The 25,310-nt window shown below is 57.3% G+C and carries 19 protein-coding genes and 1 pseudogene; 9 read left to right on the top strand and 11 right to left on the bottom strand.

The features are described from left to right. Nucleotide 1: 1 nt before the first annotated feature. The 4 genes and pseudogenes from hofC to nadC form a co-directional block, all read right to left on the bottom strand. On the bottom strand, nt 2-1,204 hold the full coding sequence (hofC, locus tag WFN61_RS15430) for a protein transport protein HofC (RefSeq protein WP_337038908.1): 1,203 nt from the start codon (nt 1,202-1,204) through the stop codon (nt 2-4). Next, nucleotides 1,194-2,378 (bottom strand): annotated as a pseudogene (gene gspE, locus WFN61_RS15425) (type II secretion system protein GspE); the annotation flags it as partial. The gene hofC and the pseudogene gspE, both read right to left, overlap by 11 nt. Before the next feature lie 36 nt (nt 2,379-2,414). Then, nucleotides 2,415-2,852, bottom strand: coding sequence for a prepilin peptidase-dependent pilin (ppdD, locus tag WFN61_RS15420; RefSeq protein WP_312235023.1), 438 nt, complete (start codon nt 2,850-2,852; stop codon nt 2,415-2,417). A 198-nt stretch (nt 2,853-3,050) separates the two neighbouring features. Beyond that, nucleotides 3,051-3,944 carry a carboxylating nicotinate-nucleotide diphosphorylase gene (nadC, locus tag WFN61_RS15415; protein WP_144817658.1) on the bottom strand — a complete coding sequence of 298 codons (894 nt, stop codon included), beginning with the start codon at nt 3,942-3,944 and terminating at the stop codon, nt 3,051-3,053. An 88-nt stretch (nt 3,945-4,032) separates the two neighbouring features. Here nadC and ampD point away from each other — a divergent pair, with 88 nt between their 5' ends. Both ampD and ampE read left to right on the top strand, forming a co-directional pair. Continuing rightward, nucleotides 4,033-4,596, top strand: a complete 564-nt coding sequence (gene ampD, locus WFN61_RS15410) for a 1,6-anhydro-N-acetylmuramyl-L-alanine amidase AmpD (protein ID WP_144817659.1) — start codon at nt 4,033-4,035, stop codon at nt 4,594-4,596. Next, nucleotides 4,593-5,447 (top strand): beta-lactamase regulator AmpE, encoded by an 855-nt coding sequence (ampE, locus tag WFN61_RS15405; protein WP_144817660.1) that lies wholly within the window; start codon nt 4,593-4,595, stop codon nt 5,445-5,447. Before ampD ends, ampE begins: the two co-directional genes overlap by 4 nt. 58 nt (nt 5,448-5,505) lie before the next feature. Here the strand turns inward: ampE and WFN61_RS15400 are convergent, their stop codons facing one another. The 3 genes from WFN61_RS15400 to aroP all read right to left on the bottom strand — a co-directional run bounded on the left by WFN61_RS15400 (nt 5,506) and on the right by aroP (nt 9,415). Then, the gene (locus tag WFN61_RS15400) at nt 5,506-6,456 is read right to left on the bottom strand and encodes a glycoside hydrolase family 43 protein (RefSeq protein ID WP_144817661.1); all 951 of its coding nucleotides are present in this window, start codon (nt 6,454-6,456) and stop codon (nt 5,506-5,508) included. 10 nt (nt 6,457-6,466) lie between these two features. Then, nucleotides 6,467-7,864, bottom strand: coding sequence for an MFS transporter (locus tag WFN61_RS15395; protein ID WP_337038907.1), 1,398 nt, complete (start codon nt 7,862-7,864; stop codon nt 6,467-6,469). A 174-nt stretch (nt 7,865-8,038) separates the two neighbouring features. Next, nucleotides 8,039-9,415: an aromatic amino acid transporter AroP gene (gene aroP, locus WFN61_RS15390; RefSeq protein ID WP_337038906.1), complete on the bottom strand. Its 1,377-nt coding sequence runs from the start codon at nt 9,413-9,415 to the stop codon at nt 8,039-8,041. A gap of 544 nt (nt 9,416-9,959) precedes the next feature. Here aroP and pdhR point away from each other — a divergent pair. The 5 genes from pdhR to WFN61_RS15365 all read left to right on the top strand — a co-directional run bounded on the left by pdhR (nt 9,960) and on the right by WFN61_RS15365 (nt 17,699). Beyond that, nucleotides 9,960-10,724 carry a pyruvate dehydrogenase complex transcriptional repressor PdhR gene (pdhR, locus tag WFN61_RS15385; protein ID WP_042390535.1) on the top strand — a complete coding sequence of 255 codons (765 nt, stop codon included), beginning with the start codon at nt 9,960-9,962 and terminating at the stop codon, nt 10,722-10,724. A 241-nt stretch (nt 10,725-10,965) separates the two neighbouring features. Then, nucleotides 10,966-13,629, top strand: a complete 2,664-nt coding sequence (gene aceE, locus WFN61_RS15380; RefSeq protein ID WP_144817664.1) for a pyruvate dehydrogenase (acetyl-transferring), homodimeric type — start codon at nt 10,966-10,968, stop codon at nt 13,627-13,629. A 14-nt stretch (nt 13,630-13,643) separates the two neighbouring features. Next, nucleotides 13,644-15,545, top strand: a complete 1,902-nt coding sequence (gene aceF / locus WFN61_RS15375; RefSeq protein ID WP_257759045.1) for a pyruvate dehydrogenase complex dihydrolipoyllysine-residue acetyltransferase — start codon at nt 13,644-13,646, stop codon at nt 15,543-15,545. Between the two features lie 198 nt (nt 15,546-15,743). Next, nucleotides 15,744-17,168 (top strand): dihydrolipoyl dehydrogenase, encoded by a 1,425-nt coding sequence (lpdA, locus tag WFN61_RS15370; RefSeq protein WP_144817717.1) that lies wholly within the window; start codon nt 15,744-15,746, stop codon nt 17,166-17,168. Nucleotides 17,169-17,414: 246 nt separating this feature from the next. Next, nucleotides 17,415-17,699: a hypothetical protein gene (locus tag WFN61_RS15365; RefSeq protein WP_144817718.1), complete on the top strand. Its 285-nt coding sequence runs from the start codon at nt 17,415-17,417 to the stop codon at nt 17,697-17,699. Between the two features lie 92 nt (nt 17,700-17,791). Here WFN61_RS15365 and WFN61_RS15360 read toward each other — a convergent pair whose 3' ends face one another. Both WFN61_RS15360 and WFN61_RS15355 read right to left on the bottom strand, forming a co-directional pair. Next, nucleotides 17,792-18,586 carry a DUF2950 family protein gene (locus tag WFN61_RS15360; protein ID WP_337038905.1) on the bottom strand — a complete coding sequence of 265 codons (795 nt, stop codon included), beginning with the start codon at nt 18,584-18,586 and terminating at the stop codon, nt 17,792-17,794. Nucleotides 18,587-18,598: 12 nt separating this feature from the next. Then, nucleotides 18,599-20,104 (bottom strand): DUF3300 domain-containing protein, encoded by a 1,506-nt coding sequence (locus WFN61_RS15355; RefSeq protein WP_337038904.1) that lies wholly within the window; start codon nt 20,102-20,104, stop codon nt 18,599-18,601. Between the two features lie 338 nt (nt 20,105-20,442). Between WFN61_RS15355 and acnB the strand changes: the two genes are divergently transcribed. Both acnB and yacL read left to right on the top strand, forming a co-directional pair. Continuing rightward, on the top strand, nt 20,443-23,040 hold the full coding sequence (gene acnB / locus WFN61_RS15350) for a bifunctional aconitate hydratase 2/2-methylisocitrate dehydratase (protein ID WP_312778409.1): 2,598 nt from the start codon (nt 20,443-20,445) through the stop codon (nt 23,038-23,040). Nucleotides 23,041-23,180: 140 nt separating this feature from the next. Continuing rightward, entirely contained in the window at nt 23,181-23,543 is a 363-nt protein-coding gene (gene yacL / locus WFN61_RS15345; RefSeq protein WP_144817669.1) for a protein YacL, read from the top strand. A gap of 50 nt (nt 23,544-23,593) precedes the next feature. Here yacL and speD read toward each other — a convergent pair whose 3' ends face one another. Both speD and speE read right to left on the bottom strand, forming a co-directional pair. Then, nucleotides 23,594-24,388: an adenosylmethionine decarboxylase gene (speD, locus tag WFN61_RS15340; protein ID WP_312235808.1), complete on the bottom strand. Its 795-nt coding sequence runs from the start codon at nt 24,386-24,388 to the stop codon at nt 23,594-23,596. Next, nucleotides 24,385-25,257 (bottom strand): polyamine aminopropyltransferase, encoded by an 873-nt coding sequence (gene speE, locus WFN61_RS15335; protein ID WP_144817671.1) that lies wholly within the window; start codon nt 25,255-25,257, stop codon nt 24,385-24,387. Before speE ends, speD begins: the two co-directional genes overlap by 4 nt. Nucleotides 25,258-25,310: the final 53 nt, after the last annotated feature.

The raw sequence follows: 25,310 nt of genomic DNA, 5'->3' as shown, positions 1-25,310 counted from the left end.
GTTATCCCACTCCACTCATCGCATCCCCCAGATGAAAAATCGGCAAATACATTGCGACGATCAGCGTTCCGATGATAACCCCGGTCACCACCAGCATCAGCGGCTCCAGCAGCGTGGCCAGGCTATCCGCCTGCTGCTGCGTCAGCTCGCTATGGTGACGAGCAAGGTTGTCGAGCATGGTATCGAGCGCTCCCGACGCCTCCCCGGTTTGCACCAGCTGAATGCACAGAGCGCTAAACTGCCCGCTGTTTTTTAGCGCTGCCCAGATGGGCGTTCCCAGAGCGATCTCCTGATGGATATGATGGATCGCTTCGCGCCAGTGGGGGCAGGTTAAGGTTGCCTCGACGCTCTCCAGTCCCTGTAGGAAAGTAATACCCGCCCGCTGGGTGAGGGCCAGCACGGTAAATATCTGGCTAAGTTTCTGGCCTCGCACCAGCCCACCGACAACCGGGATGCCTAGTAACAGCCGCTGCCGATAGCGGAGCCACGGCAGGTGCTTACGCACGGCAAATCCGCTGGCGGCAAGCAGCAGGGCCACCCCCAGCGTCCAGGGGCCAGCGCGGGTAATTAGCCCTGAGAGCGCCATGACGCCGCGGGTGAGTGCTGGCAGCGGCGTATTAAAGGTTTGGTAGATGGCGGCGAATTCGGGCAGCACCAGCAGAATCATCGCCAGCGTTACCGCTACGGCCAGGAGCAGAACGATCAGCGGGTAGCGCAGCGCTTTTTTTACCTTACCGGCCAGCGTTAGCTGAGTTTTCTGCTGGGAGGCAAGCTGGAAGCAGCACTCATCCAGCGCGCCGGTCAGCTCACCGGTATGGATCATGGCGATATAGATCGGTGGAAAGGCATCCGGCCAGCGGCGCATGGCCGCAGAGAGTGCGGTGCCCTGGGCCAGATCCTCCGCCAGGGTTTGCAGCAGCGCCTGCCACTGACGTACCGGGTGCTGGCGGGAGAGCATCAGCAGCGCATCGGGCAGAGGCAGGCCCGCCTTGAGCAGCGTTGCCAGCTGATGCACAACCTCGCAGCGGTGCGTCCCGCGCCAGGCTGCCGTTCGAACCGCGCTGCGCCTGAGGGCAAGAATAAAGATCTGCTCAGCCTGCAGCGCGTCGGCGACGGCCAGACGATCTGCCGCCCAGCGGGCCCCCTGGCAGCGCTGACCGCCCTCATCAAGGCCCCGCCAGTGCCAGAGCTGTTTAGCCTGCATGGGGCATCCCCAGCACCCGTAGCAGCTCCTCCAGGGTGGTTAATCCCTGCTCGACGGCAAGGCAGCCGTGTTCAAACAGGGTGAGCATACCCTCCTGGCGCGCCTGCTGCTCAATGCGCTCAGCAAGCTCGCCGCTGGCAATGGCCTGACGCAGGGCGCGGTTGACGCTCAGCACCTCAAAGAGGGCTACCCTCCCGCAGAAGCCGTGGTAGCACGCTTCGCAGCCGATGGCCTGCCAGTGGGGCAGGGCACGGGGCCACAGGCCTGGCGGCAGGATAACCTCATCCGAATGTTGGCGACGACAGTGCGGGCAGAGCTTACGCACCAGCCGCTGCGCCACCACCAGCGAGAGTGCGGAAGCGATCATCCAGCGCGCGACGCCCATCTGGGCGATCCTCACCATCGCTTCGCTGGTCGAACTGGTGTGCAGGGTAGAGAGCACCAGATGGCCGGTCTGGGAGGCTTTAATAGCGATCTCCGCCGTTTCGCCATCGCGGATCTCGCCCACCATGATGATGTCTGGATCCTGGCGCAGCAGCGCCCGCAGTACGCTGTGGAAGTGCAGCCCCGCCCGGGGGTTAATCTGCGTCTGGTTTAGCCCTTCCAACGGGATCTCTACCGGATCCTCCACGCTGCAAATATTGACCTCGGGCAGGTTACGCGCCGCCAGCGCGCTGTAGAGCGTCACGGTTTTGCCGCTGCCCGTGGGCCCGGTGACCAGCATCAGCCCCTGCGGTCTGGCCAGCGCCGTCTGAAACTGAGCCAGCTGCTGCGGCTCCATGCCCAGCGCAGCGAGATCCAGCGGCTGATTCACCTGGTGCAGGAGGCGCAGGACGATCTTCTCCCCGTGGCGGCAGGGCAGCGTGGCGATACGAAACGAGATCGCCCTGCCGGAGATCGTAACCGTGAACTGTCCGTCCTGCGGCAGACGCCGCTCGGCGATATCCAGGCTGCCCAGTACCTTCAGGCGTGCCGTCAGCGTCTTTGCACTCTCCCGTGCCAGAGAGGGAAGCGTGTGGAGCACGCCGTCAATGCGTAACCGAATGCGGTAGTGCTCTTCCCCCGGCTCAAAATGGATGTCGGACGCCCGCTGCGCCAGTGCCTGCTGAAGCGTCTGGTTAAGCAGTTCAACCACGGAGGTGCTGCCCTCGCTGACGGCAGGCAAATGGCTTTGTGCAGCGAACGATGCGGGTATAGCCATATTTCCCCCTTACTGATAGTCAAAGCGGAAAACGTCTTCGCAGGCCTGCTGGAACGTCGCGTCGTTTTGCACGTCGCAAGTCCGCTGCCAGCCGCTCACTCCGCTGCTGCTGCTCCACTGGGGCACCAGCGTCACGCTCAGCCCGGTCAGGCTCTCCTGCCCGGTCAGCGTGACCGTGCCGTTCTCGACGCTCATCTCGGAAACGTAGCGCGTGGTGCCAGGAGAGGGGATACCGTTGCTGCCGCCGTCGCAGCTCTCCGTACCGCCGCGATCGAGCGCGCACAGCTCAATGGCGGTACGGTAGGGGATAAAGGTTTGCAGCATGTCGGTGAGGGCCGCTTTGCGCAGGTAGTTCTGATAGGCGGGAATGCCGATGGCGCTGAGGATGGCAATAATGCCGATAACCACCATCAGCTCGATTAAGGTAAACCCCCGCTGTTTTTCCAATGACTGTTTCATGATCTGCTCCCTGGTTGGTGTGGGGAGTGTGTCAGTCCAGGGAGAGTGTGACGAGGGAGCAAAGCGGCGTTCAGGAAGTCAGCTTCCCGAGTTTTTTACGCCGTTGCAGAGGTAAACAACGTTTTTGCGCGCAAGGCCGCAATCCGTCGCCCCGGTTAGCGCAGCGCCACCGGGGCATTACCGGGACTAACGGAAACGCATCGAGAGATCGAGGGCGCGTACGTGCTTGGTCAGCGCGCCCACTGAGATATAGTCCACGCCGGTTTCAGCAAACTCGCGGATCGTATCAAAGGTGACGTTGCCGGAGACCTCCAGCCGTGCCTGCCCGTCGACGATCCGCACCGCCTCGCGCATCTGCTCGGTGGTGAAGTTATCCAGCATGATGATATCGGCCCCGGCCTTCAGCGCCTCTTCCAGCTCCGTGAGCGTTTCGACCTCGACCTCGACCGGCACGTCCGGGTGCAGCCAGAAGGCTTTCTCTACCGCCTGACGCACCGAGCCGGAGGCGATAATATGGTTCTCTTTGATCAGGAATGCATCGGAGAGGCCGAGGCGGTGGTTAGCCCCGCCTCCGCACAGCACCGCATACTTCAGGGCGGTACGCAGGCCTGGCAAAGTTTTGCGGGTATCCAGCAGCTGGGTTTTGGTGCCCGCGAGCAGATCGACGTAGCGGCGGACCTCGCTCGCCACGCCGGAGAGCGTCTGTACAAAGTTCAGCGCCGTGCGTTCGCCGGTCAGCAGCACGCGAGATGTGCCGTCCAGTTCGAACAGCGGCTGGTTAGCGGTAACGCTCTCCCCGTCGGCAACGTGCCATTGGATCTGCACATCGTCGCCTGCCAGCTGAATAAAGACCTCTTCGACCCAGCGCTTACCGCAGAAGATGCCATCTTCACGGGTGATCACCACCGCGTGCGAGCGCGTATCTTCCGCCAGCAACTGGGCGGTAATATCGTTGTTCGCATCCACCTCGCCGCCCAGGTCTTCACGCAGGGCCTGCGCCACGGCGGCGGGGATATCCAGATTTATACGTTCCAGCAGCGCTTCACGACGGCTATCGGGGTTGTAACGGCGAGGCGGCATGATAAAACTCCAAAAAGGGTAACGAATCAAAAGATTGAAACATGCTACTCTGAAGCGAGTATTAGAGCCATACTTGAGGAGATCCCGTATGCAGTTAAACGAGGGCTGGCTGGTCGGTGTGCGGCAGGTCCGCTCCCCGCATTATGACTGTCGCCCGGATGATGAGTGTCCCTCCCTGCTGGTTGTGCATAACATTAGCCTGCCCCCCGGTGAGTTTGGTGGGCCGTGGATCGACGCCCTGTTTACGGGCACGCTGGATGCCACCGCGCATCCCTTCTTTGCCGAGATTGCCCATCTGCGCGTCTCTGCGCACTGCCTGATCCGCCGCGACGGCGAAATTGTCCAGTATGTGCCTTTTGATAAGCGCGCCTGGCATGCGGGCGTCTCCCGCTATTGTGGGCGCGAGCGCTGTAACGATTTTTCCATCGGTATTGAGCTGGAAGGGACGGATACGCTGCCCTATACCGAAACGCAGTATCAACAGCTGGCGGCGATTACCCAGGCGCTGGTTGCGCTTTACCCCGCCATTGCTGACAATATGACCGGACACAGCAACATTGCGCCCGAGCGTAAAACCGACCCCGGCCCGGCCTTTGACTGGGCGAAGTTTCACGCTCTGGTTGCCCTCTCGTCAGATAAGGAGATGACATGACGCTATTCACGATGCTGCTGGTGTTGATCGCCGAGCGCCTTTTTAAGCTGGGTGAGCACTGGCATCTGGATCACCGCCTTGAGGTGCTGTTCCGTCGAATAAAGCGCTTCTCGATGCTGCGCACGCTGCTGTTGACCGCCGTGGCGATGCTGGTGACCTTTCTGCTGCTGCGTGCGCTCTACGGACTCTTTTTCAACGTGCCGCTGCTGGTGGTGTGGATTATGCTCGGCCTGCTCTGTATTGGCGCGGGTAAGGTGCGCCTGCACTATCACGCCTATCTGAAGGCGGCCTCGCGAGATGATAGCCACGCGCGGGATACTATGGCCAGCGAGCTGACGCTAATTCACGGCGTGCCGCCGGAGTGCGACGAGCGTGAGTACCTGCGCGAGCTGCAAAATGCCCTGCTGTGGATTAACTTCCGCTTCTACCTGGCACCGCTGTTCTGGTTTGTTGTTGGCGGTGTATGGGGGCCGGTGCTGCTGGTGGGCTACGCCTTTCTGCGCGCCTGGCAGTCGTGGCTGGCGCGATACATGACCCCGCACGCGCGGTTACAGTCCGGTATCGACGCTATTCTGCACCTGCTGGACTGGATCCCGGTGCGGCTGGTGGGCGTGGTCTACGCGCTCATTGGCCATGGTGAAAAAGCGCTGCCCGCCTGGTTTGCCTCGCTCACCGACTGGCGCACCTCGCAGTATCATGTCCTGACCCGGCTGGCCCAGTTTTCACTGGCGCGCGAGCCACATCTCGATAAAGTCGAAACGCCAAAAGCTGCGGTATCGATGGCGAAGAAGACCTCCTTCGCCGTGGTGGTAGTGGTGGCGCTGCTGACTATTTACGGGACCCTGGTCTAGCTTTTAACGCCCGGCGGCGCTCGCTTGCCGGGCCTACAAAGCAACGTAGCACTATTAGCTATAAGGTATCCGCAGGCGGAACGCCAAAAATCGGCATGCCGTCTTTATCCCACTCAATTAGCTTCAGCCGCGTATGGCGGTTCGGATCGTAGAGCGGGTCGCCTTCAATCTCGGTGTAGTTACGCGCATGGTAAACCAGCACGTCTTCACCGTCCGCTGTACTGGTAAAGCTGTTGTGGCCCGGCCCGTACTGCCGGTTGTCGTAGCTGGTGGTAAACACCGGCTGCGGTGATTTATGCCAGTTTTCCGGCTGGCCTGGATCGGCAGCAATATCGATCCACAGCAGGCCCAGACAGTAGTTCTCATCGGTGGCGCTGGCGGAGTAGGTGACAAACAGCCTGTCACCGTGAGTAATCACTGCCGGCCCCTCGTTGACCAGAAACCCCCGGCACTCCCACTCAAACTCCGGCTTGCTTAGCATCACCGGGTCGCCTTTCAGCGTCCACGGGTTCTCCAGCTCCGCCAGGTAGATGTTTGAGTTGCCTGCAATATCGGGGGCTTTTTGCGCCCACAGATACCACTGTTTGCCCTGGTGGTTGAACGTCGTGGCATCCAGCGCAAAGGTATCAAACGGCGTCTGCACCTGCCCTTTTTCTGTCCAGCGCCCGGTTAAGGGATCGGCATCGGCACACTCCAGCGCAAACATGCGGTGCTGGAACATATTCAGCGCGTCGAGATCGTGCGTATGGGTTGCGGCAAAGTAGATGTACCACTTTCCGTCAATCTGATGCAGCTCCGGGGCCCAGATCAGCTGGCTCATCGGGCCGGTCTGCGGTTTACGCCATACCACCACCGGCTCGGCGTCGCGTAGCCCCTCCAGGGTAGCGGCGCGGCGGATCTCCAGCCGATCATACTCCGGCACGGAGGCGATAAAGTAGTACCCATCGCCGTGACGCAGAATAAACGGGTCGGCACGCTGCTCAATAAAGGGGTTTGGCCAGTTTTGCATAGGACGCTCCTTATTTATTCTCTACGGCTTTCAGTTCCTGATAGTCGCTCAGTTCACGGTAGTTAGTGCGACGCTTCTCCAGGTCCTCCTGGATCCGTGCCATCGTTTCGCGATCGACCTTCAGCAGCCGGACGACGCCCGCCGTAATCAGATAACCTACCCCCGGGATCACGGTGAACAGCAGGACGATACCGTTAATAGCATCAGGGCTTTGTGCCTTCGCACTGGCGTTATAACCATACCAGGAGAGCAGGAAGCCGACCATCGCGCCGGCAATGGCCAGCCCCAGCTTGAGGAAGAAGATGTTGCCAGAGAAGCTAATACCGGTAATGCGCTTACCGGTTTTCCACTCGCCGTAGTCGTCTACGTCGGCCATCAGGGACCAGTGCAGCGGGGAGGGGATCTGGTGCAAGATATTAAGCAGGAAGTAGAGCACCACGATAGTGGTAGTCGCCTTTGGATCGAAGAAGTAGAACGCGCAGGAGAAGATAGCCAGCGCGATGTTGGTCCAGAAAAATACTTTCAGCTTGCACCAGCGGTCGGTCAGCACTTTTGCGAGCATGCTGCCCAGCATCATACCCACCACGCCCAGGCTGATAAACAGGGTGGCAAAGTGGGTGCTCTGACTCATCACCCAGGTGACGTAGTACATGGTTGCCGCCATGCGGATAAAGCCCGGACAGACGTTGCACAGGGTCAGCAGCAAAATGCGCACCCACTGGTCGTTTTTCCAGACATCTTTCAGATCGTTTTTCAACTCATCGTTGGTTTGTACCGCCGGGCGAACGCGTTCCCGCACCGTTGCGAAGCAGAACAGGAACATGCAGGTGCCAATCAGCGCCAGCACGGTCATTGCCATCTGGTAGCCTTTGGCTTTGTTATCCCCACCAAACCAGTCGGCCATCGGCAGCAGCGTGAGCGACAGCAGCAGGGTCGCCACACCGACCATCACGAAGCGGTAGGACTGACACGCCACGCGCTCTTTCGGATCGTTGGTGATGACGCCACCCAGCGAGCAGTAGGGAATATTGATCGCCGTATAGGTCAGAGAGAGCAGGGAGTAGGTGACGAAGGCATAGATAACCTTGCTACTGTAGCTCCACTCTGGCGTGGTAAACATCAGGATGCTGAACAGCGCGTAGGGCAGGGCGATCCACAGCAGCCAGGGGCGGAAACGGCCATATTTACTGCGGGTACGGTCGGCCAGCGCCCCCATAATCGGGTCCGTTACCGCATCAATAACGCGGATAGAGAGCAGAAGTACCCCTACCAGCGCCGGTGCCAGACCAAATATGTCGGTATAGAAGTAGTTAACGAACAGCATGATAGCGCCGAAAATGATATTGCACCCGGCGTCGCCCATGCCGTAGCCGATCTTCTCTTTCACTGACAGCTTGTTATTGTCCATCGCGAAATCTCCCGTTGATATAGGAAGAGATTATTTGCTCGCTACGGAATTTTTGCGTTACAGGATAGGGGCGCAGAGATGGACAAAACGGCTACGAAAGTGAATTTGTGAAGCGTCTTACATTTCACATCTGCCCTGCCTCCCTGGATTTAGGGGGCAGGGCAGAGCGTGCGGTTAGTGTGCCTTAACCGGCTTTCCTGCTTTTTGCTGCTTGATGAAGTAACCTACGGCAAGGATGGCCACCCAGACTGGGATCAGCCAGACGGAGATCGCCATGCCAGGCGTGATCGCCATGATCACCAGTACCGCCGCCATAAACAGCAGGCAGATCCAGTTCCCCAGCGGGTAGAAGAGCGCCGGGAAGCGCGTCTTCACCCCCTGCTTGTCTTTGGCGCGGCGGAACTTCATGTGCGCCAGGCTGATCATCGCCCAGTTGATTACCAGCGCGGAGACCACCAGCGCCATCAGCAGGCCAAAGGCTTCGCCAGGCGCCAGGTAGTTAATCAGCACGCACAGCGCGGTAAAGATGGCAGAGGTGAGAATGGTCGCCACCGGTACGCCACGCTTATCGACTTTCGCCAGCGCTTTCGGGGCGTTGCCCTGCTTCGCCAGGCCAAACAGCATCCGGCTGTTGCAGTAGACGCAGCTGTTATAGACCGACAGCGCGGCGGTTAAGACCACGATGTTGAGGGCGTTAGCAACAAAGGTATCTCCCAGCTCGTGGAAGATCAGCACAAACGGGCTGGTGTCGGCGGTTACGCGCGTCCACGGCAGCAGCGAGAGCAGCACCGCCAGCGAGCCGATGTAGAAGATCAGGATCCGGTAGATAACCTGGTTAGTGGCTTTTGGAATGCTCACTTCCGGGTTATCCGCTTCGGCGGCGGTAATCCCCACCAGCTCCAGGCCACCGAAGGAGAACATGATGATCGCCATCATCATCACCAGCCCGGTAAAGCCGTGGGGCAGGAAGCCGCCCTGTTCCCAGAGGTTACGCACGGTGGCCTGCGGGCCCGCGCTATCGCTAAACAGCAGCCAGCCGCCGAAGAGGATCATGGCGACCACAGCAATAACTTTAATAATGGCGAACCAGAACTCCATCTCCCCGAACACTTTGACGTTGGTCAGGTTAATGGCGTTGATGATCACAAAGAAGGCCGCCGCTGATACCCAGGTGGGGATCTCCGGCCACCAGAACTGAATGTATTTCCCCACGGCGGTCAGCTCAGCCATCGCGACCAGCACGTAGAGCACCCAGTAGTTCCAGCCGGAGGCAAAGCCAGCAAACCCGCCCCAGTATTTGTAGGCAAAGTGGCTGAACGAACCGGCGACCGGCTCTTCAACCACCATTTCACCCAGCTGACGCATAATTAAGAACGCGATAAAACCGGCGATGGCATAGCCGAGGATAATCCCCGGCCCTGCGGACTGAATAACGGATGCGCTGCCCAGAAACAGACCCGTCCCGATAGCACCACCCAGCGCAATTAGCTGAATATGGCGGTTTTTAAGACCGCGCTTCAGCGTTTCACCGTGCTGTTGATCTTCCATCATGAAACCTCATATGTGGTTATTTTTTGTACGCCGTTGTGTGCGTGTACGTATAAAATTCCATTTTTGTATTTTTTTATTTACGTAAGCAGGATCTGAAATATCGGCCCATCTCTTTCGTAAGGCTCAGAATAATGATAAGCGCGCGGGAATGCACCTGCTTTATGCAGGGCCAGAAGCGGGTTGGATGAAAAGCAAACATTTGTAAATTCGCGCCGACTACCCCCAGCTACTACCCTATCGATTATTTAAAATAATTAAGCGCTTTATTTGATTTAATATGCAAAATAATGGCAACTGAATCGGTTCAATTAGTAATTTTAAGGTTTCAATGAGGTTAAATCTGCCTCTTAAGGGGTAACGGTATCTTTTGTGCAAAGTTACATTCCTGAAACGTCATTTCTGTAATGTTGTTAAAATGTGCAGGGTTCCCTGATTTCAATCAAAACCTGTATGGACAGAAGGTGAATACTTTGTTACTTTAGCGCTAAGAACATGAAATTGGTAAGACCAATTTACTCCGGGCTAATGGCAGAGACAGGGAATAATGGCCTACAGCAAAATCCGCCAACCAAAACTATCCGATGTGATTGAGCAGCAACTGGAGTTCTTGATCCTTGAGGGGACACTGCGCCCCGGTGAAAAACTTCCACCTGAACGCGAGCTGGCTAAACAGTTCGACGTTTCCCGTCCTTCGCTCCGTGAGGCGATCCAACGTCTTGAAGCCAAGGGCCTGCTGCTTCGTCGCCAGGGCGGCGGTACGTTTGTCCAGAACAGCCTGTGGCAGAGCTTTAGCGACCCGCTGGTCGAACTGCTCTCCGATCATCCTGAATCCCAATTTGACCTGCTCGAGACGCGCCATGCGCTGGAAGGGATTGCCGCCTATTACGCGGCGCTACGCGGCACCGATGAAGATCGGGTGCGTATCCGCGAGCTGCACCACGCCATCGAGCTGGCGCAGACGTCAGGGGATCTTGATGCCGAGTCCAGCGCGGTGGTCCAGTATCAAATTGCTGTCACCGAAGCGGCACACAATGTCGTGCTGCTGCATCTGCTACGCTGCATGGAGCCGATGCTAGCCCAGAACGTTCGCCAGAATTTTGAATTGCTCTATGCCCGCCGGGAGATGCTCCCGCTGGTAAGCAAACATCGCACCAGTGTTTTTGAGGCGATTATTGCCAGGGAACCGGAGCAGGCGCGTGAAGCGTCGCACCGCCACCTGGCATTTATTGAGGAGATATTGCTGGATCGCAGCCGTGAGCAGAGCCGTCGGGAACGCTCAATGCGCAGGCTTCAGCAACGAAAGGACTAAGCGTGGTTCTTTAAACGCGCGGCAACTCACGCAGAACCTGTCTTATTGCATTTTTGGTTGCCCAAAATAATTCAGGTTGTATCGCGGCGGCAAGCAATCGAATCCCCAGGAGCATAGTGAACTATGTGACTGGGGTGAGGAGCGTAGCCAACAAAGATACGGCCTGAAGAATGAAGGGCAAAAAGTGCAATGGGACAGGTTCCAGACAATTAACGTAATCAGATAGATAAGGAATACCCCCATGTCAGAACGTCTCCAAAATGACGTGGATCCGATCGAAACTCGCGACTGGCAACAGGCGATCGAATCGGTCATCCGTGAAGAAGGTGTTGAGCGCGCTCAGTATCTAATTGAACAGATGCTTTCTGAAGCCCGCAAAGGCGGCGTGAAAGTAGCTGCAGGTGCAGGGGCTAACAACTACGTAAACACGATTGCCGTTGAAGACGAACCGGAATACCCGGGCAATCTGGATCTGGAACGCCGCATTCGTTCTGCAATCCGCTGGAACGCCATCATGACCGTGCTGCGCGCGTCCAAAAAAGATCTGGAGCTGGGCGGCCACATGGCTTCCTTCCAGTCTTCTGCAACCGTTTATGAAGTGTGCTTTAACCACTTCTTCCGCGCGCGCACCGAGAAAGACGGCGGCGACCTGGTGTACTTCCAGGGCCACATCTCTCCGGGCGTTTACGCACGTGCGTTCCTGGAAGGTCGTCTGACTGAAGAGCAGATGAACAACTTCCGTCAGGAAGTGCATGGCAACGGCCTCTCCTCTTACCCGCACCCGAAACTGATGCCGGAATTCTGGCAGTTCCCGACCGTATCTATGGGTCTGGGCCCGATCGGTGCCATCTACCAGGCTAAATTCCTGAAATATCTGGAACACCGTGGCCTGAAAGATACCTCTCAGCAGACCGTTTACGCCTTCCTGGGCGACGGCGAGATGGATGAGCCAGAATCCAAAGGCGCGATCACCATCGCGACCCGTGAGAAGCTGGACAACCTGTGCTTCATCATCAACTGTAACCTGCAGCGTCTGGATGGTCCGGTAACCGGCAACGGCAAGATCATCAACGAACTGGAAGGCATCTTCGCAGGTGCTGGCTGGAACGTGATCAAAGTGATGTGGGGCGGTCGTTGGGATGAGCTGCTGCGTAAAGATACCAGCGGTAAACTGATCCAGCTGATGAACGAAACCGTTGACGGTGACTACCAGACCTTCAAATCCCGCGATGGCGCTTACGTGCGCGAACACTTCTTCGGTAAATACCCGGAGACCGCAGCGCTGGTTGCCGACTGGACTGACGAGCAGATCTGGGCCCTGAACCGCGGTGGTCACGATCCGAAGAAAGTCTACGCTGCACTGAAAAAAGCGCAGGAAACCAAAGGTAAAGCGACTGTAATCCTGGCCCACACCGTTAAAGGTTACGGCATGGGTGATACCGCAGAAGGTAAAAACATCGCTCACCAGGTTAAGAAGATGAACATGGACGGCGTGCGCTATATCCGCGACCGTTTCAGCGTTCCAGTCACCGACGAGCAGGTGGAAAACCTCTCTTACATCACCTTCCCGGAAGGGTCTGAAGAGCACACCTACCTGCACGCCCAGCGTCAGAAGCTGAACGGCTACCTGCCGTCCCGCCAGCCTAAATTCAGCGAGAAGCTGGAGTTGCCTGCGCTGGAAGACTTCAAATCGCTGCTGGAAGAGCAGAACAAAGAGATCTCTACCACTATCGCTTTCGTTCGTGCCCTGAACGTGATGCTGAAGAACAAGTCGATCAAAGATCGTCTGGTTCCGATCATCGCTGACGAAGCGCGTACCTTCGGTATGGAAGGTCTGTTCCGTCAGATCGGTATCTACAGCCCGAACGGCCAGCAGTACACCCCGCAGGACCGTGAGCAGGTTGCCTACTACAAAGAAGACGAGAAAGGCCAGATCCTGCAGGAAGGCATCAACGAGCTGGGCGCAGGTTCTTCCTGGCTGGCTGCGGCGACCTCCTACAGCACCAACGATCTGCCGATGATCCCGTTCTACATCTACTACTCCATGTTCGGTTTCCAGCGTATCGGCGACCTGTGCTGGGCAGCAGGTGACCAGCAGGCGCGCGGCTTCCTGATCGGTGGTACTTCCGGTCGTACGACGCTGAACGGTGAAGGTCTGCAGCACGAAGATGGTCACAGCCACATTCAGTCGCTGACTATCCCGAACTGTATCTCCTACGATCCGTCCTATGCTTACGAAGTGGCAGTCATCATGCATGACGGTCTGCAGCGTATGTACGGCGAAGCGCAAGAGAACATTTACTACTACATCACCACGCTGAACGAAAACTACCACATGCCGGCTATGCCGCAGGGTGCAGAGGAAGGTATCCGTAAAGGTATCTACAAACTCGAAACCGTTGAAGGCGCGAAAGGTAAAGTTCAGCTGCTGGGCTCCGGTTCTATCCTGCGTCACGTCCGTGAAGCAGCGCAGATCCTGGCGAACGACTACGGTATTGGCTCTGATGTTTACAGCGTTACCTCCTTCACCGAGCTTGCTCGTGACGGTCAGGACTGTGAGCGTTGGAACATGCTGCACCCGATGGAAACCCCGCGCGTGCCGTACATCGCTCAGGTGATGAACGATGCACCGGCAGTGGCGTCCACTGACTATATGAAACTGTTCGCCGAGCAGGTTCGTACTTATGTACCGGCTGATGATTACCGCGTACTGGGTACCGACGGTTTCGGTCGCTCTGACAGCCGTGAAAACCTGCGTCACCACTTCGAAGTGGATGCATCTTACGTGGTGGTAGCAGCGCTGGGCGAACTGGCTAAACGTGGCGACATCGATAAGAAAGTGGTAGCGGAAGCTATCACCAAGTTCAATATCGATGCAGATAAAGTTAACCCGCGTCTGGCATAAGAGGTAAAGAGAGAATGGCTATCGAAATCAATGTACCGGACATCGGGTCGGACGAAGTAGAGATCACCGAGATTCTGGTCAACGTGGGCGACAAAGTTGAAGCTGAACAGTCGCTGATCGTCGTAGAGGGCGATAAAGCCTCTATGGAAGTTCCGTCTCCTCAGGCTGGCGTTGTTAAAGAGATCAAAGTCTCTGTTGGCGACAAAACCGAGACCGGTAAACTGATCATGATTTTCGATTCCGCCGACGGTGCAGCAGCTGCTGCACCTGCGCAGGAAGAGAAGAAAGAAGCCGCTCCGGCCGCTGCTCCAGCAGCTGCCGCGGCAGCGAAAGAAGTGAACGTACCGGACATCGGCGGTGACGAAGTTGAAGTGACCGAGATCCTGGTAAAAGTGGGCGATACCGTTACCGCTGAGCAGTCCCTGATTGTCGTAGAGGGTGATAAAGCCTCTATGGAAGTCCCGGCACCGTTCGAAGGTACCGTTAAAGAGATCAAGATCAACACCGGTGACAAAGTCTCTACCGGCTCCCTGATCATGATCTTCGAGGTCGCGGGCGCTGCCCCGGCTGCCGCCGCTGCCAAGCCGGAAGTGAAAGAGCAGGCTGCTGTTGCGCCAGCTGCTGCCGCTGGCGCGAAAGAAGTTCACGTGCCGGACATCGGCGGTGACGAAGTTGAAGTCACTGAAGTGATGGTGAAAGTGGGCGACAAAGTCACCGCTGAGCAGTCACTGATCACCGTTGAAGGTGACAAAGCCTCTATGGAAGTTCCGGCACCGTTCGCCGGTACCGTTAAAGAGATCAAAATCAGCACCGGCGACAAAGTCTCAACCGGCTCCCTGATCATGGTCTTCGAAGTAGAAGGCGCTGCGCCTGCTGCTGCCCCGGCCGCTGCCGCTCCGGCGCCAGCTGCTGCACCGGCTCAGGCTGCTAAACCTGCTGCGGCTCCGGCTGCGAAAGCAGAAGGTAAATCTGAGTTCGCTGAAAACGACGCTTACGTCCACGCGACCCCGCTGATCCGCCGCCTGGCGCGCGAGTTCGGTGTGAACCTGGCGAAAGTGAAAGGCACCGGTCGTAAAGGCCGTATCCTGCGCGAAGACGTTCAGGCTTACGTGAAAGACGCCGTTAAGCGCGCTGAATCTGCACCTGCTGCTGCCGCAACCGGTGGTGGTCTGCCAGGCATGCTGCCGTGGCCGAAAGTGGACTTCAGCAAGTTTGGTGAAGTTGAAGAAGTTGAGCTGGGCCGTATCCAGAAAATCTCCGGTGCCAACCTGAGCCGTAACTGGGTGATGATCCCACACGTTACTCACTTCGACAAAACCGACATCACCGATCTGGAAGCGTTCCGTAAACAGCAGAACGCCGAAGCTGAGAAGCGCAAACTGGACGTGAAATTCACCCCGGTTGTCTTCATCATGAAAGCCGTTGCCGCTGCCCTGGAGCAGATGCCGCGCTTCAACAGCTCGCTGTCCGAAGATGCACAGCGCCTGACGCTGAAGAAATACATCAACATCGGCGTTGCGGTTGATACTCCGAACGGTCTGGTTGTTCCGGTCTTTAAAGATGTGAATAAGAAGAGCATCACCGAGCTGTCTCGTGAGCTGACCGTGATCTCCAAGAAAGCGCGTGATGGCAAGCTGACCGCTGGCGAAATGCAGGGCGGTTGCTTCACCATCTCCAGCATCGGCGGCCTGGGTACTACCCACTTCGCGCCGATCGTTAACGCGCCGGAAGTGGCCATCCTGGGCGTCTCTAAGTCCGCGATGGAGCCGGTCTGGAACGGGAAAGAGTTCGTACCGCGTCTGATGATGCCGATCTCTCTCTCCTTCGACCACCGCGTGATCGACGGTGCTGATGGTGCGCGTTTCATTACCATCATCAACAACATGCTGTCTGACATCCGCCGTCTGGTGATGTAATCGTAAAAGCCGGCCTGACGGTCGGCTTTTTTCTGGTAATCTCATTATGTTGTTGAGGTTACTGGGACAAAGGACACTTCGTTTGCCGTTTGTTGTTTCAAAAATGTTAACAATTTTGTAAACTGCGGGCGGATAGAACGTCCCGGCGGATGCAAAGCACAAGCACTTTGTACGGCCGGAAATAATTAAGAGGTCATGATGAGTACTGAAATCAAAACTCAGGTCGTGGTACTTGGGGCAGGCCCGGCAGGTTATTCTGCAGCGTTTCGCGCAGCGGATTTAGGTCTGGAAACCGTCATTGTTGAGCGTTACAGCACCCTCGGTGGTGTTTGCCTGAACGTCGGCTGTATCCCTTCGAAAGCGCTGCTGCACGTAGCGAAAGTGATCGAAGAAGCGAAAGCGCTGGCCGAGCACGGTATCGTTTTTGGCGAGCCGCAAACCGACATCGACAAAATTCGTACCTGGAAAGAAAAAGTCATCAACCAGCTGACCGGCGGTCTGGCGGGCATGGCAAAAGGCCGTAAAGTGAAAGTGGTTAACGGCCTGGGCAAATTCACCGGCGCGAACACCCTGGAAGTGGAAGGCGAAAACGGCAAAACCGTGATCAACTTCGACAACGCGATCATCGCGGCAGGCTCCCGTCCGATTGAACTGCCGTTCATTCCGCATGAAGATCCGCGCGTGTGGGACTCCACCGATGCGCTGGAGCTGAAAGAAGTGCCGAAGCGTCTGCTGGTTATGGGCGGTGGCATCATCGGTCTGGAAATGGGTACCGTTTACCATGCGCTGGGTTCAGAGATCGACGTGGTTGAGATGTTCGACCAGGTTATCCCGGCCGCTGACAAAGATATCGTTAAAGTCTTCACCAAGCGCATCAGCAAGAAGTTCAACCTGATGCTGGAAACCAAAGTGACCGCCGTTGAAGCGAAAGAAGACGGCATCTACGTTTCCATGGAAGGCAAAAAAGCCCCGGCTGAAGCGCAGCGTTACGACGCGGTGCTGGTGGCTATCGGCCGCGTGCCGAACGGTAAAAACCTCGACGCAGGCAAAGCGGGCGTCGAAGTGGACGACCGTGGCTTCATCCGCGTTGACAAGCAGCTGCGTACCAACGTACCGCACATCTTTGCTATCGGCGATATCGTCGGTCAGCCGATGCTGGCGCACAAAGGGGTTCACGAAGGTCACGTTGCCGCTGAAGTTATCGCCGGCATGAAACACTACTTCGATCCGAAAGTGATCCCGTCTATCGCCTACACCGAGCCAGAAGTTGCCTGGGTTGGCCTGACCGAGAAAGAAGCGAAAGAGAAAGGCATCAGCTACGAAACCGCCACCTTCCCGTGGGCTGCTTCTGGCCGTGCTATCGCTTCCGACTGCGCAGACGGCGTGACCAAACTGATCTTCGACAAAGAAACTCACCGTGTGATCGGTGGTGCGATTGTCGGCACCAACGGCGGCGAGCTGCTGGGTGAGATCGGTCTGGCTATCGAAATGGGCTGTGACGCTGAAGATATCGCGCTCACCATCCATGCGCACCCGACCCTGCACGAATCCGTGGGTCTGGCGGCAGAAGTGTTCGAAGGTAGCATCACCGACCTGCCGAACGCGAAAGCGAAGAAGAAGTAATCTTCGACGCAGTATGATTAAAGCGGCTCACGGAGCCGCTTTTTTTATGTCAGTAAATTGCAAAAGATGTACTAAGTGCACGAAAAGACAGATTTTATTACGCCTAATCCCTCTTCCGCGTTACAGAAACCGCATGAAAGCCGAAACTCCCTTGTTTTGAAAGAAATATCCCTTCGTATTTTGATACCGGCCGGAAATCTAATTTGTTCTACGCTGGCCTCTCACAACGAATACAAGGAGTGCATGGTGAAATTATTTTGGACAACTGCCGCATTAGCGACGGCGCTGGTTTCCGGTATGGCGATGGCTGACGATGCCACTATTCCCTGGGCTGATAACAGCGGCGGCACGCAAAGCACGCATATTGCGGCAATGGGGGAAAACCTGAACGCTCAGCATCAGCAGGTTACCCAGACGGGGGAAGGGGAGTGGGCGAAGAACTCCGGCAGCATTCAGGCCGATGAGGCGGTGCTCAACAGCGGCAAGCCGCCGGTGAAAGGCGACCCTGGTCTGATGCCCCATCAGGGCTGAGCATCGTAGGCCGGGCAAACGCAGTGCCGCCCGGCATGAAGGCATTAACCGATCAATGCCCGGTGGCGCTACGCTTACCGGGCCTACTCTGCTTAAGGTTCCACAGGCTGCCAGGGCTCAGCGGCGGCAAACGTATTGATCGCCTGCGCTTTCTTACCCGTCTCCTTGCCTAAATCCGCCTGATAGATCCGATCGTCCTGATTTACCATAAAGCTCATTACCCCGGTTTTTTGCCACTCTACCGGCCACGCCAGCAGGGCAAACCCCTGAGCACTGTCGCTCTGAATAATGCGGAAATGGTAGCCGTGGTAACCTACGCCCGGCTCGCCAGGGCTAAATGCCGGACCCAGCGGGCTGGGCGTTTCGCCTGGCTGTACCGGCCAGTAGAGACCGTCCTGCTGACCTTCACTGCTGATAAGCCTGGTGGCATAGACTTGCTTACGCTGGCGGTAATCATACTGAGCATTAACGTAGGCATGCATGGCTTCAATCGCCGACAGCTCGTTGCGGCCAATAGCGCGGGTGAGGATCTCCTCCTGAGCGGCAGACATATCGAAATGCCACCCTGCGGCGATTTTGACGATGGGGATCGGCAGCTGCCAGCCATCATCCCCAACGTTAAGATGGGCAACATCCGCCTGCTCGACGACCTCATGCTTCACCGCCCAGTCGCGGTTAAAGCGGGCAATGGCTTCGGGATCGACCTCTTCCTGCGGCAAAAACTGTCGCCAGTCATCACCCAGCACGGCAGCGAGCCGGGCCTCATTTTGATCGGCCACCGCCGCCGCAAAGGCGTTAGCCGCCTCGTCAGGAGTGGAAAATAGCTGCTGGGCATCGCTCATAAAGGGCAGTGAGAGCAGCAGGGTACTTAACAGGATTTTTTTCATTGTTGGCTCCGGTTAACGACGGCGAAACTCGCGCTGTTCAGAGAGGCCTTCACGCCCCGCGCCACGCTGTTCAAGGTTGCCGCTGTTGATGCGGCGGCTCTGCTGGCCCCGCAGCTGCTGCGACTGCCACGAGGGCGAGCGGCTGTCGTTGCCGCTAAAGGCGTTGGCGCGGGTACTGGCCAGACGCTGTTCGCGCTGCAGATTCGTAGAGGTTGGTCGCTGCTGTCGCGTCTCGTGCCGCTGTTTCGCCTGCTGGGTAGGACGCGGCGTATCGCTATCGTAGCCGCGATAGTTATTCCGCTGGGCAACCTTGTTTAGCTGCTGCGAGGCGGCCTTACGCTGGGCCTCACGGGACGACACCCCCGCCACGCTGCTGGTGGGCGTGTGGCTGCGCTGTTCAAACTGCGCCATGGCTGCCTGGCGCTGGTTATCTCGTGAGGCAGCCGGTTGCTGCGTGGCGCTCAGTCCGCCGCTCACCTCAGTGGGGTGAAAACGCTGGGCAACCGCGCCGTTCTGGTAGGGGACGCCGTCGCGATACGCCGGGTTATGCTGCCAGGTCATATTCTGCCCGTGCAGATGCTGCCCTGAGATACGGTTAAAGTTATTAACGTTGATGTTGATGTTGTCCCCGTTATGCTGATAGCCGTTGCCGTGATAGTCGTCGTCATGGTGATGATCGTCATCGTGGTGGTGATCGTCATCATCCCAGTCGATGTTGCTGAACAGGGCATAGGTGGTGGCCACGCCCAGGCTATAGCCAAAGCCTTTGACGAAGCTGTCTGCAAACTGCTGGCCGGGAGGCGGGGGCAGATAGACCGGCGGGTAGGCCGTGTTTGGCCAACTGCCGTAGACCGTGGCGGGGTTGTAGTTAGGGACGTAAACCACCTGTGGATCGGCAGGTTCAATTTTGATTACCGTTGGGGCTGGCGCGGGCGCATTGCTGCTTTGCACCGTTGCAGGTGCGGATGCTCTCTTTGGCGTGCTGCTTACCGTCTGCTGTGGCGTCGATTTTAGCGTCCCGGTCTGCTGGGCCAGCTGCCGTAGGCGCTGTACGGAGTCCATGACATCCTGCGGCTGGGCCAGAAACGCATCGCCAAGATTTTGCACCCACTCTGGGTTCTCGCCCATCAATGCCATCAGCTGCGGAATGGCGACCAGCGACTTCACGCTCGGGTCCCAGGGCTGACCTGATACCGCCTGAATGGCCGCATCGCCTTTTAGAGTCGGATTATCCCGCGACCACTGCACGGCCTGCACGACGTTGGCCGGGTAGGTAGCCGCCATTAAAACCTGGGAGAGCAGCGGATCGGGGTAGAGCGCCACCGGCGCGACCCACTGATCGATCTGCGCTGAGGTAAACGCGGGCTTCGCTACCGGCGGCTGGGGTTGGGGAGTCACAGGCACTGTCTGGACAGGCGTTTCAGGGGGACGGCTCTTAACGTACAGTACGCCCGAGGCGGCAAAGAGCCCGGCGCTGCATACAAGGGCAAGCGCAGCGTATTTGAAGGGCAGGGTCATTTTCTCTCTCCCGATTTCCATAGAAATCGCAGGGTCAGGTTTAAGGTGAGTATGAGAGAGAAGCGAATTTATTTTTTGATTAATGTTGCGGGTGCTGAGAGCCAGCAAAAAAGGTAGCTAAAAATCCCTTTATCTTGCAAGGACAAAGGGCATTAGTTGAACCTTAACGATTCAGCTAATATTTAATGTTGCTTTTTTGTAAACAGATTAACACCCCCCCTAAATCCTGATATGCTGCCCAATGCGGTATCGGGCATTACCCTACAAACTACTGTTTACAGAAGCATGAAGAGATCGCCCGCCGCACTATGACAATGAGAGCGAGGAGAAATACCGTCGTGCTAGAAGAATACCGTAAGCACGTAGCCGAACGTGCTGCCCAGGGAATTGTACCCAAGCCTATCGATGCAACCCAAATGGCCGCACTGGTCGAGCTGCTGAAATCCCCGCCAGCGGGTGAAGAAGAGTTCCTGTTAGATCTGCTGTCCAACCGTGTTCCGCCGGGCGTTGATGAAGCCGCCTATGTAAAAGCCGGCTTCCTGGCCGCTATCGTAAAAGGTGAAGCCACCTCGCCGCTGATTACAGCGGAAAAAGCCGTTGAGCTGCTGGGCACCATGCAGGGTGGTTACAACATCCATCCGCTGATTGATGCGCTGGACAACGACGCGCTGGCCCCCATTGCTGCAAAAGCGCTCTCCCATACGCTGCTGATGTTCGACAACTTCTACGACGTAGAAGAGAAAGCAAAAGCGGGCAACGCCCACGCGCAGCAGGTAATGCTCTCCTGGGCTAACGCCGAGTGGTTCCTGAGCCGCCCGCCGCTGGCTGAAAAAATTACCGTTACCGTCTTTAAAGTGACCGGTGAAACCAACACCGATGACCTCTCTCCGGCACCGGATGCATGGTCACGCCCGGATATCCCGCTGCACGCGCTGGCGATGCTGAAAAACGCCCGTGAAGGCATTGTGCCGGACGTTGCCGGTGCCGTTGGCCCAATCAAGCAGATTGAAGAGCTGAACAAAAAAGGTTTCCCGCTGGCCTACGTTGGTGACGTGGTCGGTACCGGCTCCTCGCGTAAATCCGCTACCAACTCGGTGCTGTGGTTTATGGGCGACGACATTCCGTTCGTGCCGAACAAGCGCGGCGGTGGTCTGGTGCTGGGCGGCAAAATCGCACCTATCTTCTTCAACACCATGGAAGATGCCGGTGCGCTGCCTGTCGAAGTGGACGTGAACAACCTGAACATGGGTGACGTGATTGACGTCTACCCGTTTAAAGGCGAAGTGCGCAACCACGAGACCGGCGAACTGCTGGCCAGCTTTGAGCTGAAAACCGACGTGCTGATCGACGAAGTACGCGCCGGGGGCCGTATTCCGCTGATTATCGGCCGTGGCCTGACCACCAAGGCGCGCGAAGCGCTGGGCATGCCGCACAGCGACGTCTTCCGCAGCGCGAAGCCGGTCGAAGCCAGCAACAAGGGCTTCTCGCTGGCGCAAAAAATGGTGGGCCGCGCCTGTGGCGTGACCGGTGTTCGCCCTGGCGAATACTGCGAACCGAAAATGACCTCGGTTGGCTCGCAGGACACCACCGGTCCAATGACCCGTGATGAACTGAAAGATCTGGCTTGCCTCGGCTTCTCCGCCGACCTGGTGATGCAGTCCTTCTGCCATACTGCGGCCTATCCGAAGCCGGTGGACGTCACTACGCACCATACGCTGCCAGACTTCATCATGAACCGTGGCGGCGTCTCTCTGCGTCCGGGGGATGGCATCATCCACTCCTGGCTGAACCGTATGCTGCTGCCGGATACCGTCGGCACCGGCGGTGACTCCCACACCCGCTTCCCGGTAGGGATCTCCTTCCCGGCAGGCTCTGGTCTGGTGGCGTTTGCCGCCGCGACCGGCGTGATGCCGCTGGATATGCCGGAGTCGGTGCTGGTGCGCTTCAAAGGCACCATGCAGCCGGGCATTACCCTGCGCGATCTGGTGCATGCTATTCCGCTGTACGCGATCCGTCAGGGGCTGCTGACCGTTGAGAAGAAAGGGAAGAAAAACATCTTCTCTGGCCGCATCCTTGAGATCGAAGGCCTGCCGGAGCTGAAAGTAGAGCAGGCCTTTGAACTGGCTGATGCCTCTGCCGAGCGTTCCGCTGCAGGCTGTACCATCAAGCTGGATAAGGCACCGATCACCGAGTACCTGACCTCTAACATCGTGCTGCTGAAGTGGATGATTGCGGAAGGCTACGGCGATCGCCGTACCATCGAGCGCCGCATTCAGGGCATGGAGAAGTGGCTGGCAGATCCGCAACTGCTGGAAGCCGATGCCGATGCCGAGTACGCTGCAGTCATCGAGATCGATCTGGCCGATATCAAAGAGCCGATCCTCTGCGCGCCGAACGATCCGGATGATGCACGTCTGCTCTCTGACGTAGCCGGTGAGAAGATTGACGAAGTGTTTATCGGCTCGTGCATGACCAACATCGGTCACTTCCGCGCTGCCGGTAAGCTGCTGGACAGCCATCAGGGCCAGCTGCCGACCCGTCTGTGGGTCGCGCCGCCAACCCGTATGGATGCCGCTCAGCTGACGGAAGAGGGCTACTACAGCGTCTTCGGTAAGAGCGGGGCGCGTATTGAGATCCCAGGCTGCTCGCTGTGCATGGGTAACCAGGCGCGCGTAGCCGATGGTTCAACGGTGGTGTCGACCTCGACGCGTAACTTCCCGAACCGTCTGGGTACCGGGGCGAACGTCTTCCTGGCATCAGCGGAGCTGGCGGCGGTGTCGTCGCTGCTGGGTAAACTGCCGACGCCGGACGAGTACCAGATCTTTATGGCGCAGGTCGATAAGACAGCGGTGGATACCTATCGCTATCTGAACTTTGACCAGCTCGGTCAGTACACCGAAAAAGCCGACGGCGTGATCTTCCAGACCGCCGTGTAAGTCAGGCCAGACCTTAGGCCAGCATAAAACCCCTTCGTCTCCCGAAGGGGTTTTTTTATTTCCTCTCCTTCTCTCCGTTACGCTGTTTTTCTTCTCCGCGGCTGCGATAATTACTCTATTGCGGATGTGAGGAAAAAAACATGGATTACGAATTTTTACGCGACATCACGGGCCAGGTGAAAGTGCGCATGTCGATGGGCCACGAAGTGGTCGGACACTGGTTTAACGAAGAGGTGAAAGAGAATCTGGCCCTGCTGGATGAAGTGGAGCAGGCGGCGAAAACCGTCAAAGGCAGCGAGCGCCAGTGGCAGCGAATTGGTCACGAATACACGCTCTGGATGGACGGAGAAGAGGTCATCATCCGCGCTAACCAGCTGGAGTTCTCCGGGGATGAGATTGAAGAGGGGATGAGCTACTACGACGAAGAGAGCCTGTCGCTGTGTGGCGTTGAGGATTTTCTCCAGGTCGTCACCGCGTACCGCACGTTTATTCAGCAGAAGTAACGTGATTTAAAAAGATTGTCGGAGCGTCCCTGCTCCGGCTTCAGAAGAGATTACACGGCGGGAATATTGCGCGCGTAGTAGATCTCGCGCATCTCTTTCCACAGCGATTCGGTAATGGCTTCCCGCTCTTCGGCAGTAAGATCTTCGGGACGGGTGTGGAACATATAGTGCTTCAGGTCGAACTCTTTCAGCATCATCTTGGTATGGAAGATGTTCTCCTGATAGACGTTCACGTCCACCATGTCATACAGCGACTTCATATCCTCAGAGAGGAAGTTCTGAATCGAGTTGATCTCATGGTCAATGAAGTGCTTCATGCCGTTGATGTCGCGGGTAAAACCGCGCACGCGGTAGTCAACGGTGACGATGTCCGACTCCAGCTGATGGATCAGGTAGTTCAGCGCCTTCAGCGGGGAGATGACGCCGCAGGTTGAGACCTCAATGTCGGCGCGGAAGGTGCACAGGCCCCCTTCCGGGTGGCTCTCTGGATAGGTATGCACGCAGATGTGGCTCTTATCGAGGTGGGCTACCACCGTCTCCGGCAGCGGGCCGGGGTGCGCGGTTTTATCAATCAGGGTCGGATCGACCGGCTCTTCGCTCACCAGAATCGTCACGCTCGCCCCCTGCGGCTCATAGTCCTGGCGGGCAACGTTGAGGATGTTCGCGCCGATGATTGAGCAGGTTTCGGTGAGGATCTCCGTCAGACGGTTTGCGTTATAGAGTTCGTCGATATAGGCGATATAGCCGTCACGCTCTTCGGCGGTTTTGGCATAACAGATATCGTAGATACAAAAACTCAGGCTTTTGGTCAGGTTGTTAAAGCCATGCAGTTTCAGTTTTTTCAATTTTCATCACCTCCTGAGGAGAGCGCATCTAGCAGGTATTGCGGCAGGGCGAAGGACGCCGTATGGACAGCCGGATTGTAGTAGCGGCAGGTCAGGGCAGCGTTGTGGAAGCGCGCCTGGATAATCTCCGTAGAGAGGTTACGCAGGATCTCGTTGTCCGTCGCCCAGGCGAAGGTCATGATGCCGCCGTAGTAGGTGGGCACCGCCGCCTGATAGAAACTCACATCGCTAAAGTAGTGGCTCAGCTTTTTGTGACTGCCCACGGCTTCATCCTGCTGCAGGAAGCTTACGCCGTTCTGGGCAACGAAGATCCCGCCTGGATTCAGGCAGCGCTTGCAGCCCGCATAGAAGTCGGAGGTAAACAGGCTCTCGCCCGGCCCCACCGGATCGGTACAGTCAGAGATAATGACGTCAAAGGTTTGCGCGGTCTGGTTGACGAAATTGACGCCGTCGTCAATCACCAGCGTAAAGCGCGGATCGTCGTAGCTGCCTGCGTTGTGGTTCGGCAGATACTGGCGGCAGAATGATACAACCCCTTCGTCGATCTCGACCATGGTGATGGTCTCAACGTTTTTATGCCGACTCACTTCGCGCAGCATCGCGCCGTCGCCGCCGCCGATGATCAGCACATGCTTCGCCTGGCCGTGGGCCAGCAGCGGAACGTGGGTCATCATTTCGTGATAGATAAATTCGTCACGCTCGGTGGTCTGGACAACGCCGTCCAGCGCCATCACGCGGCCAAAGGCGGCGTTCTCAAAGATGATCAGATCCTGGTGGTCGGTCTTCTCGTGGTAGAGCACATTATCAACGGCAAAGTACTGACCAAACTGGTCATGCAGCGTTTCATGCCACTGGCGGGTATCAGCCATGCATCCTCCTTCGTTAACATCCACACAAAATGGGCGCAACATCATAGCTAACT

Source organism: Pseudescherichia sp. AS216, assembly GCF_037152055.1.
In the GTDB taxonomy this organism is placed as follows: Bacteria; Pseudomonadota; Gammaproteobacteria; order Enterobacterales; family Enterobacteriaceae; genus Pseudescherichia.
Note: the sequence above shows the minus strand (reverse complement) of the source record. Positions and strands in the feature narration are given on the sequence as shown.